General features: G+C 71.2%; 9 protein-coding genes. 3 read left to right on the top strand and 6 right to left on the bottom strand.

Annotation, left to right across the window (positions count from 1 at the left end; genetic code table 11):
- Window positions 1-368: 368 nt before the first annotated feature.
- The 6 genes from LZG04_RS15745 to LZG04_RS15720 form a co-directional block, all read right to left on the bottom strand.
- Window positions 369-1247: an oxygenase MpaB family protein gene (locus tag LZG04_RS15745; RefSeq protein ID WP_233817559.1), complete on the bottom strand. Its 879-nt coding sequence runs from the start codon at window positions 1245-1247 to the stop codon at window positions 369-371.
- 85 nt (window positions 1248-1332) lie between these two features.
- The gene (locus LZG04_RS15740; protein ID WP_233817557.1) at window positions 1333-2436 is read right to left on the bottom strand and encodes an SDR family oxidoreductase; all 1104 of its coding nucleotides are present in this window, start codon (window positions 2434-2436) and stop codon (window positions 1333-1335) included.
- Complete coding sequence (locus LZG04_RS15735) at window positions 2433-3575, bottom strand: NAD(P)/FAD-dependent oxidoreductase (protein WP_233817555.1); 1143 nt, start codon at window positions 3573-3575, stop codon at window positions 2433-2435. Before LZG04_RS15735 ends, LZG04_RS15740 begins: the two co-directional genes overlap by 4 nt.
- Window positions 3575-4618 carry an NAD(P)/FAD-dependent oxidoreductase gene (locus tag LZG04_RS15730; protein WP_233817553.1) on the bottom strand — a complete coding sequence of 348 codons (1044 nt, stop codon included), beginning with the start codon at window positions 4616-4618 and terminating at the stop codon, window positions 3575-3577. Before LZG04_RS15730 ends, LZG04_RS15735 begins: the two co-directional genes overlap by 1 nt.
- Window positions 4611-5129: an isoprenylcysteine carboxyl methyltransferase family protein gene (locus LZG04_RS42555; RefSeq protein ID WP_233817551.1), complete on the bottom strand. Its 519-nt coding sequence runs from the start codon at window positions 5127-5129 to the stop codon at window positions 4611-4613. Before LZG04_RS42555 ends, LZG04_RS15730 begins: the two co-directional genes overlap by 8 nt.
- Window positions 5126-6184, bottom strand: coding sequence for a 3-oxoacyl-[acyl-carrier-protein] synthase III C-terminal domain-containing protein (locus tag LZG04_RS15720; RefSeq protein ID WP_233817549.1), 1059 nt, complete (start codon window positions 6182-6184; stop codon window positions 5126-5128). The genes LZG04_RS42555 and LZG04_RS15720 overlap by 4 nt, the downstream gene beginning before the upstream one ends.
- A 153-nt stretch (window positions 6185-6337) precedes the next feature.
- Between LZG04_RS15720 and LZG04_RS15715 the strand changes: the two genes are divergently transcribed.
- From LZG04_RS15715 to LZG04_RS15705, 3 genes are all read left to right on the top strand, one after another.
- Window positions 6338-7102 carry a UbiA family prenyltransferase gene (locus LZG04_RS15715; RefSeq protein ID WP_233817547.1) on the top strand — a complete coding sequence of 255 codons (765 nt, stop codon included), beginning with the start codon at window positions 6338-6340 and terminating at the stop codon, window positions 7100-7102.
- Window positions 7103-7842: 740 nt separating this feature from the next.
- Window positions 7843-8091, top strand: a complete 249-nt coding sequence (locus tag LZG04_RS15710) for a WGxxGxxG family protein (protein ID WP_233817544.1) — start codon at window positions 7843-7845, stop codon at window positions 8089-8091.
- Between the two features lie 425 nt (window positions 8092-8516).
- On the top strand, window positions 8517-9056 hold the full coding sequence (locus LZG04_RS15705; protein WP_233817542.1) for a hypothetical protein: 540 nt from the start codon (window positions 8517-8519) through the stop codon (window positions 9054-9056).
- The last annotated feature ends 1073 nt before the right edge of the window (window positions 9057-10129 follow it).

Raw genomic sequence — 10129 nt, 5'->3', positions numbered from 1 at the left:
CCTACCACCGCCGCAGACGTCAAGCCGCCCTCGGACGGTTGACCCCCATCGAATACGAAGCAATCATGACCACATCAGCCAGTCAGGCTGCGTGACTAACACTGTCACCTACTCGTGCAGCAGACCCGTCGAGTCGCCGACCAGGTGTCGGATGATCCGCCCCTACCGACGTCGCCGGCAGTCGTGACGTCCTGGGTGCGGGAGCAGCCGTCCCTGCCGTACCGCGACGCCGGCCAGGCGGTGTCGACGGCACTCGTCGTTCACTGCTGGGCAGCTCGATGGATGGCGCGAACCACGCCACCAGGCCGGTGGCTCGACCGCTTCCACATCGCACCTGATCAACGAGTACGAACCCATAGCAGCGCAGTTCAGGCTGCGTGGCCGACTTCTGACGCTCCACGGGGTGGAGCCGGCAGCACCCAGCGCAGGGCGCGGGTGATGCCGCGGCCGGCGAGCCGAGCAGCGGTGTGGTCGAACACCGGCAGGAACGGCAGCCTCAGCGGCAGCCGGGTCCATGCCGGCAGTGATGCCACGCTCGCGACGGCCAGCGCGGCGTACGGGGCGCGCACCAGCATCGGGACCGGCGGGGTGAGGAGGAGGAACCGGGCGGCGTCGCGGGCGGCCGGTGTGCCGCGCAGTTCGGGGCGGTAGGCGGCCAGGCGGGCGTTCAGCCCCGCCGTGGTGGTCGGCGGGTCGGGAACGCCCAACGCCGTCGCGACGTGTGCCATGTCGGCGACGTACCCGTCGCGCTCGCGGGCGTTCAACGGGTCCGCGCCGTACCGCTGGTGGCAGCGCAGGAAGCTGTCGACCTCGGCGACGTGCACCCAGCCCAGCAGGTGCGGGTCCGACGCGCGGTACGGCACGCCGTCGGCGGTGACTCCCTTGATCCGGTCGTGGATGGCCCGGACGCGGTCGACGGCGTTCTGCGCATCGACCGCGTTGCCGAACGTCGTCGTGGCCAGGAACACGCTCGTGCGCTGGAGCCGGCCCCACGGGTCGTCACGGTAGTTCGAATGACCGGCCACGGCGGCCATCGCCAGCGGATGCAGGGATTGCAGCAGGAGCGCCCGCAGACCGCCGATGAACATCGCCGCGTCACCGTGCACCCGGCGGATCGGCCGGTCCGAGCCGAACCACCGCGGTCCCGGCGTGCCGTGGATGCGCGCTCGATGCACCTCGCCATCCGGGCCGGCGACGCGAGTGAACAGCGCGTCGGCCACGTACCTGCGCAGCGGTTCGGTGTCCATCCCCATCACCTCACACCTCGAGCCTAGGTCCTCCACGGACTGCTGTCACTGCACGTGGTCGGGCAGGCAGATGTGGACCGGTGAGCTACGACGGCCGCCTCGTCATGCGATCGGTCAGGCCGTCCCCGTCGATCCGACCGTCGCCGCGAGCCCGGCCGACCAGCGTCTCCTGGTAGTGACGCGCCCACCGCGCCACCAGCGGTGCGACGGGCGCCAGGACTAGGTCGAGCACGTTGCTCATCGGCGGTAGGCCGGCCAACCGCGCCGGGCCGAGCCAACGCGGCACGGTGACGGTGCGATGTCGGTACCCGGTGAGGCACCTGTACACCTCGTCGGCGACGCGTTCCGGTCTGCTGCCGAACGTGTGCCCACGTCGACCTTCGTCGTCGCTCGGTCGCAGGCCGGCTGCGCGGAGGAGCCACTCCGTGCGCACCGGGCCGGGATTGACGCTGTGGATCCGAAGGCCGGGTGATGATTCCCGCCGCAGAGCGTGGACGAGCCCGTCGACCGCCGCCTTGGTGGCCGAGTACAGCGACAGGGGCGGAATCGGCACCCATCCGGCGACGGAGGCGATCATGACCACGTCGCCGCGACGTCCCACGAGGTGCGGCAGGGCGAGCCGGGTCAGGTCCGCGACCGCGATGACGTTCAGCGCCACCACCTCGCGAACGGAGTCGGCGTCCAGGTCGGTCAACAACCCCACACGGCCCGTGCCCGCGTTGTTGACGAGCGCGTCGAGGCGGCCGTGGCGTTCGATCACGTGGTCGATCAGCTCGCGGCGTTGCCGATGATCGGTGAGGTCGCAAGCGACCGGGTCGACGGTCCCGGGAAGGCGGCGGGCCGCTGTCCGCAACCGTGGTTCGTCACGGGCACACGTCACGACGGTCGCGCCTGAGGCCGCCAGGCGCGCGGCGATCGAACGCCCGATGCCGGCGGAACCGCCCGTCACCAGCACGACCCGGCCTTCGACTGGCCGTTTGTGGAACATGGGTGTGTCTACCCGTTCGATTCCGGCTGACACCGCGATACCCGGTTCGGGGGACGATCGATCGGGGCGTTCTCCGGATACCAGCGTCGACGGTGGGTCTTCGCCCCGACACAGTGAGTCGCCGAGTCGGCGTTTCGCCAGAGCTGCGGTCCCACGAACTCGACGTAGGGGGTCGGAGGCGGCCTGTCCGTGCCGGGTCACGGCACATTCCTGTGCCGTGCCGCGGCGGCGATCATCGCCGTGGTCAGCGGGACGTCGAGCGTGCCCGCTCCGAGGCCGATCTCGACGAGGCGGTCGAAGGTGCGCCGGTCATCGCGAGCCGCGGCGGTGGCGATGTCGACGAGCCATGGCCGTCGGGTGAGCCGGGCGAGCACGTCGGTGTGCCGGAGATGCCTGCCGAGCTTGTGCCGCAGGGACCGGCGGTAGGAGCGTGCCGGGTCCGGTGTCACGGCGGCGGCGCCCGCCAGGGCTCCGGAGAGGACCGCGTAGTAGATGCCTTCGCCGGTCAACGGGTTGATCAGCGACGCGGCGTCCCCCGCCAGGAGAACCCGGCCGTGCGCGACGCCGGGACGCCCGGGGGACAGTGGCAGGCGGTGCCCGCGCAACGGCAGCGCCGGGAGGTCGGGGAGCAGGTCGTGCAGCCGTGTGGTCAGCTCCGCGCGAGTGGGCGTGGTGCGGGAGAGTTCGCCGTAGCCGACGTTCGCGGTGCCATCGCCGACCGGGAACACCCAGGCGTAGGCGGGCCAGTGCGCGGCGGCCATGACGAGCCGCTGTTCGCCGACCGGCCACGGATCGGCGCTGGTGTAGCCGCGCAGTGCGACCGCGATGGTGCCCGCCGGTGCGGCGCCAGCGCCGCACTGCCGCCGCACGACCGATTCCGCGCCGTCGGCGCCGATGACGGTCCGGGCGCGGACGGCACCGTCGACGAGGACCGTCCCGTCCTGCCGGGAGAGCGTGCGGACGCGGTGCCGCTCGATCACCGCGCCCGCGTTCCGGGCGGCGTGCACGAGTCTCGCGTCGAGGAGCACACGGGGGATGACGCAGGCCGGGCGCGCGAAGCTCCGCCTGGTCTGCATGCCCATCGGTGACAGAAGGCGCAGTGTGGTGACCGGTGTCGTGCCCGCTGCCAGTTCGGCGACCCCCACTCCGAGAGCGGCGAGTACGTCCATGGCGTGTGGCGCTACGCCGTCACCGCAGACCTTGTCCCGGGGGAAGTCGGCTGCGTCCAGCACGAGCACGCGGGCGGACGGGTCGGCACGCAGTGCGGCGATCGCCGCCGTCGATCCCGCGGGTCCGGCGCCGACGACCACGAGGTCCCAGTCGGGGATCGCTCCGCGCATCAGCGTGCGAGTTGGTCGACGACGGCGGCGAACAACCGCGGTGCCCGGACTGCGGCCGGGACGATTCGCCGTGCGAGTACGGGGTGGCCGCGCGCCCACAGCAGGCCCTCGGTCAACCAGCGCGACCGTCGCGACGTCCGCTTCCAGGCGCGGTCGTAGTCGGAGGGTCGGCCCGCGCGCAGACAGCGGACCAGTTCGGCCGCGGTGGCCAGGGACACCGCGAGCCCCTCCCCGGTGAGGGCGTCGACGTAGCCCGCCGCGTCACCGACGAGCAGGACGCGGCCGGCGACCCGGTTGGAGGTCCGTTGCCGGAGTGGGCCCGCACCCCGGACCGACGAGACGGGTTCCGCTCCGGAGAGACGGGTCACGAGATCGGGGAACGCAGCGAGTTGCTCGGTGAAGCCACCGCGGACCGAGGACAAGATCGCGACGCCGATCGTGTCCGGGCCGACCGGAGTCACGTAGGCCTCGGACCGCGCCGCCCACGTCACCTCGACCGCGTTGGTGAACGGGGCGAGGGCGTAGTGGCGGCGCAGGCCCCAGCGAGGCGTGCCCGCGGACCTGGACGTGCGGCCCTCGGAGAGGCCGGCGAGTCCGCGGACCGCGGAGTGCAGCCCGTCGGCCGCGACCAGGTAGCGCGCCCGCAGGCCGCCCGCACGCACGTGGTCGCCGTGCTGCGAAAGGTCCGTGACCGCGATCGGCAGGACCGTCACGCCATGCCGGAGCACCTCGGCGCGCAACGCGTCGTGGAGCGCGGTGCGCCGCACCCCCCTGCCGGGACCCGCGCGGAAGGCGGCGTGCGCGGCCATCGCGCCTTGCCGGTAGGTGATGCCCTCGATGGGGTACCCCGGTGGGTCGATGCCGAGCGCGGTCAGGGCACGAACCGCACCCGGCATCAGCCCTTCCCCGCACGCCTTGTCGATCACCCCGGTGCGCTTCTCGCACACCACGACGTCCATACCCGCACGCGCGCACCCCAGTGCGACGACGAGCCCGGCCGGACCGCCCCCGACGACGACCACGTCGTGCAGGTGCTCAGGCATGCGCGGACCTCAACGCCTGGTTCTCCGCGCGGATGCGCACCGTCAGCAGGCCGGCGTTCACCAGGGTGAACAAGCCGGCCGTCAGCCACGCGCCGTGCACGAGCGGCAGGGCGAAACCCTCCACGACGACGGCGACGTAGTTCGGGTGCGGGAACAGGCGGTACGGGCCGCAGGTCACGCGGGGAAGCCCGGGGACGACCACGATCCGGGTGTTCCACTGATGGCCGAGCACGCGGATGCACCACCATCGCAGAGCCTGTGCGGCGATCACCAGGGCCAGCATCGGCCAGCCGAGCACGACCGTGAAGGTCCGGTCGGCGGCCCACACCTCCAGCAAGCACCCGGCAAGGAGCCCGGTGTGCAGCACCACCATGAAGGGGTAGTGCCCGGATCCCGTCTCGAGGCCTCCCCGGGCCAGGCTCCACGCCAGGTTGCGCTTCGCAACGACCAGCTCGGCCAGCCTCTCCGCCGCGACCAGCCCGACCAGGACCGAGTACCACACCTGGCTCACCACCGCAGCAGCACCAGTTCGGCGCAGAACCCAGGACCCATGGCCATCACCACTCCCCAGTCACCGATGGACGAGGGCCGGTCGGTGAGCGTGTCCGCGAACACGTGCAGCACCGAGGCCGACGACACGTTGCCTATGCGGCGCAGGGAATTCCACGTCATCGCCAAGTCGTCCTCGTCCAGGTCCAGCACCGACTGGATCGCTTCGATCACCTTCGGTCCACCGGGGTGGCAGATCCAGCGCGCGACGTCGCCGGTTCCCAGCCCGTGCGGCGACAACAGCCGTTCGACGTCCTTCGCGAGGTGCGCGCGCACGAGGTCCGGGATCTCCGCGCCCAGCACCACTGTCAAACCCGTGCCGCCGATGTCCCACCCCATCGCGCGTTCGGAGTTCTCGTACAGGTGGCTGACCGAGTCCACGACCCGCGGTCCCACCCCCGCGGAAGGGTGTCGGTCGCCCACCGCGACCACCGCGGCGGCGCCGTCGCCGAACAGCCCGGACGCGACGATGTTGGCGGCGCTGGAGTCCTCGCGCTGGAGGGTGAGCGAGCACAGCTCGACCGACACCAACATCACCACCGACGTCGGCCAGCCGCGCAGGAAGTCGTGCAGCCGCGCGATGCCCGCCGCCCCGGCCACGCACCCCAGTCCGAAGATCGGCAGCCTCTTGACGTCCGGGCGCAGACCGATCCGCGACGCGATGCGCGCGTCGAGGGAGGGCACCGCGATGCCGGTCACGGTCGTGGACATCACGAGGTCCACGTCGGAGGGTGTGAGGCCCGCGTCGGTGAGAGCGGCGAGGGCGGCCTCGCAGCCGAGGTCCACCGCGACCGACAGGAACGCGTCGTTCGCCGCTGTGAACCCGTCGAGTTCGACGTAGCGCTCGATGGGCAGGGCCAGGTGGCGGGACGCGACCCGCGCACTGGTGTGGAACCGGCTCGCCACAGCTCGCGCGGACGGGTCCGGCAGGCACAGCCGGCCGAACAACTCGGTCAGCTGCGCCTGCGGATACCGGTGCGGCGGAAGCACACCCCGGACCGCCGAAATCGTCGTCACCCGTTTCACCGTACGGCTTGTGCCTACACTCGGCAGATGACCGGCTTGCCAGCAGCACCGGACGGTGCTCCGCGCCGAACGCGGACCGGGCAGCGGTGGCAGGAACTGCCGCGAGGCCTCATCGGGGCGTGCCACCCCGTACCGGGACTGGCTGTGACGTCGGTGGCCGTGGTGCTGGCCATCGGTACCGGGCTCACCGCGGAGCGGGTCGCCTTGCTCGGAGCGGCGGTGTTCACCGGTCAACTGTCGATCGGCTGGTCGAACGACTGGATCGACGCCGCACGGGACCGCGCCGTCGGGCGAACGGACAAGCCGGTCGTGACCGGAACGGTACCGCGGGTCGTCATCGCCAGGGCCGCGTCGGCCGCGTTGGTGGCGACGATCGTGTTGTCATCGCTGCTCGGGCCGGCCGCCGCGGCGGCCCTGCTGATCGGGGTCGCGGCCGGATGGGCCTACAACCTCGGGCTCAAGGCCACCGCCTGGTCCGGCGCGACCTACCTCCTCGCCTTCGGCGCTCTGCCCGTCGCACCGTACCTCGCCTCGGACGGACAGCCGTGGCCGCCGTGGTGGGTACCGGTCGTCGGCGCGCTGCTCGGTTTCGCCGCCCACTTCGCGAACGTCCTACCCGATCTGCAGGCGGACGCGCAGACCGGCGTCCGGGGGCTACCGCACCGGTTCGGCCCCCGGACCGGCGTGATCGTCATGGCCGTGACGCTGGCCACCGCCTCGGTCGTGCTCGGTGTCGCCCCCGCGACCACGTCGACCGGGTTCGCGCTGGCGGTGCCGGCGATCGGGATCACGCTGGCCGCCGCGACCGCCGCGGCGGCGGTCCGCGCACCGCGCAGTCCTCTGGCGTTCCGGTTGACGATCGTGATCGCGGTCCTGGACGTCGCACTGCTGATCACGAACGCGACCTGAGCCTGGTACCGGGCAGATCGCCCAGCGGAGCCATCACGTGCGAACGGCGTCACGACCGAGGTCGGCACCACGGCACCAGGCGAACTGCCGCACGCCGAACCCACGACCGCTGCCACGGGTCGGACCTGCTCGGCGGTCAACCGTCGTCTGCCCCGGTGGGGTGAAAATCAGGAGGTTGATCGTCCTCGGTGAGCGCGAATGGGACACCTGCTGGACATGGGACGCCACCGCCCCGACTGGAGAACCTCGTGACGATGAAAGGGCGTTCCTGGGAGCAGGCGCCTCCGCTGGCGTCGACAATCGTGCCTCGGACACGATTGCCACGACAACGCCAAATCCCCCCGGCCGGACCGGGTCGCCTCCTCGTCCGGGTAGACGCTATGCCGCAAGCCCCGTCTTAAGGGCGCCGGCGATGTGCACGGCGCGGTGGGTTTGGAAGGACACCGCGTCCATCTCGAGCCAACCGGGTGGTGTCTGGCCGTTGGCGCAGACGTGACTGGTGCCGTCGGGGCTGCCAGCCCGTGCACCCACTGAGTGCCGATTTGTCCCTCAGGTTCACCCTTCGGTGGCCCGACGCCACCTGAAAAACAGTCATCGCTGAGTCTTCACTCAATCGGGTGACGTGCATCCGGAACGACAGCGCACCTTCACTCGTACGGGCGTATCTGACGGACGAGTGCATGGACAGGCTTTCCGGCGGTACTCGTGGCGTCGACCACCGATGGACCGGAGGAAACGACATGGGCGACCTCAAGCGCTTCATGGCAGTGCTTGCTATCGGTTCGGCCTTGGCCGCTGCTCCGACTGCGGCCGCATCCGCCGATGTGATCGAGCCACGTGCCGCCGCAGCGGTGGTGGCTCAGGACGACAACACCGATGACGACAGCGGTAACTGGGGCCTGTGGGGCCTTCTCGGCTTGCTGGGGTTGGCGGGCCTGGCCGGCCGCAAGAGGCGCGACGTTACCGACCACCACACCGCGGGGCGTTGACCTGAGCAGGGCGACGGGTTCCCATGCGCTTCGGCGACACCCGCACGAGGTTCCTGGGTGGCCGCGCGGGCTGTCTGACGATGCCGGCCATCTCGGTCGTGGCATCGGTCCTGCTCGCCGTCCTGCTCAATGCCTTGCTACGACGGTGTGCCTGCCGTCTTCCCCAACGCCGGCGATTGACGCGCCCTGACGACAGGCCATCCCGCCCGGACGGAGATCCTGTCGCTGCGGCATCGGGTCACGCTCCGGGAAAGGCGACGGGTAACGTCCGTCCCCGGTTGTCTCCCAGCGACCGGGCGTTCCTCCCGGCCCCGCCGCACCGACTCCGGGTCGCCGCCGAGCGACCTGGGCGGGCGTGTCAGGGGAACACCGTTCGAACGTATCCACCGCAGACTCCGTCCCAGCGCAACACTCTCGTCCGCGCCATGCACGACCTCGGTCTCGCAGCCTGGTTCGGCGGATCCCTTGCCGGGGCGGTCGCCGTCAACGGGGCTGCCGCCGACCTCCCGGATCGCAGGATGCGGCTGAAGGTGGCCAACGCCGGCTGGGCACGCTGGACACCGGTCAACGCCGCGGCCATCGGCATGCACCTGGTAGGCGGAGCGGCGCTGCTGCGAGCCAACCGGGACCGCGTCGCCGATCAACGCGGAGTAGCGGCCCAGACCGCTGCCAAGCTCGTCCTGACCGGAGCCGCACTGGCGGTGACCGGTTACAGCAGGGCGCTGGGCAAGAAGCTGCGCGTCGCCGACGGCGTCCCGGTCGAGGGCGGTACCACCCCGGAGGAATCCACCCCGCCGGAAATCGCGCACGTTCAGCGGCAACTGGACGTCTGCCAATGGCTGATCCCGGCCCTCACCGGCGGGATCTCGCTGCTCACGGCCTTGGCCGGGGAGCAGCAGCGGCCCGGCCAGCAGTCGAGCGGGATGTTCGGCAAGCCGGCGCAGTGGCTACACCGCGGAGCGTGAACCGGCCGCGATGACCCGACCACATCGGTGCGCCACGAGAGTCCATCATGGAAGCGAGCCGGAGTGCTGTGCCGCGAGGCGGCGAAGGACGCCGAACTCCTTGTGCTGCGGCACCAGAAGGCGGTCCTCCGCCGGCAACTAGCTGTTGCAGGTCATGACGTTGGTGACGGCTGGTAGGGCCTGAGACGAGGGACGGGTCTTTCGGCGGCAGCCGGGCGGATTGAGCGTGCACGACAGCCCGTCCGAATACGGTGGCGGCCTGGTGCGAAACGGCCGCACCGGTCAGGTCGGACCAGTCCGCTGCGGCGGTCGGCACACTCGGCGGGCCACTGCTCGACTGACCGGAGCCGACAGGCCGGTACCAGGCCCGCGATCGGGCCACCTCCTCCACCAACTCCTGGGCGATCTGCTCGATGACCAGCACGGCGGATGGGACCAAACGTCGACCGCCCGCCGCGCGACCACCGCGAAACCGCGACGACCGCTCTGCGGCTACTTGTTGACTGGTGGCACGGTCGATGCCAGGCCAGGTCGAGATGTTCGGCGGGACGTTCTCTCATCGGCTGCCCCCCGCTCTTCCGGATGTGGCTCACTCATGCGTGTGTCCCGTCGGGCATCGTGGCGGGGTTGTGGCTCAAGAGACCGTCCAGCTCGAAGTAGCGTTGCCCTCCCGCCTGTCAGGCGCCCTGAACAGACCAGGAGGCGATGAGTCCCGTGGTCATCGGTGTCGACCCGCACAAGCGCTCGGCCACGATCGAGATCGTCGACGGTCGGGAGGGAACGGTCGGGCAAGGGCGGTTCGGCACGGACAACGACGGCTGCCGACGGGTGCTGGACGAAGGCCGCCGCCCGCCGGACAGGGTTTGGGCGGTCGGGGGGGTGCGAAGGTGTCGGCAAGCACCTGGCGCAGCGCCTGGTCGCCGACGGTGAACCGGTCGTGGACGTGCCCGCGAGGCTCGCGGGTACGGGTGTTCGACACCGGACACGGCCGCAAGACCGACGCCACCGACGCCCGCTCGGTCGCCCTGGCCGCACCGCGCACCGACGGCCTGAACCGTGTCGCTGCCGGCGAC

The sequence above is a fragment of the Saccharothrix sp. S26 genome (assembly GCF_021390395.1).
Taxonomy (GTDB): Bacteria; Actinomycetota; Actinomycetes; order Mycobacteriales; family Pseudonocardiaceae; genus Actinosynnema.
The sequence above is the reverse complement of the archived record's forward strand: the minus strand, read 5'-3'. Positions and strand labels throughout refer to the sequence as shown.

Coding starts and splice junctions, on each gene's coding strand:
- LZG04_RS15735 (WP_233817555.1), bottom strand. CDS start 3,575: ATGCGCGGAGCGATCCCCGACTGGGACCTCGTGGTCGTCGGCGCCGGA.
- LZG04_RS15705 (WP_233817542.1), top strand. CDS start 8,517: ATGCACGACCTCGGTCTCGCAGCCTGGTTCGGCGGATCCCTTGCCGGG.
- LZG04_RS15710 (WP_233817544.1), top strand. CDS start 7,843: ATGGGCGACCTCAAGCGCTTCATGGCAGTGCTTGCTATCGGTTCGGCC.
- LZG04_RS15745 (WP_233817559.1), bottom strand. CDS start 1,247: ATGGACACCGAACCGCTGCGCAGGTACGTGGCCGACGCGCTGTTCACT.
- LZG04_RS15730 (WP_233817553.1), bottom strand. CDS start 4,618: ATGCCTGAGCACCTGCACGACGTGGTCGTCGTCGGGGGCGGTCCGGCC.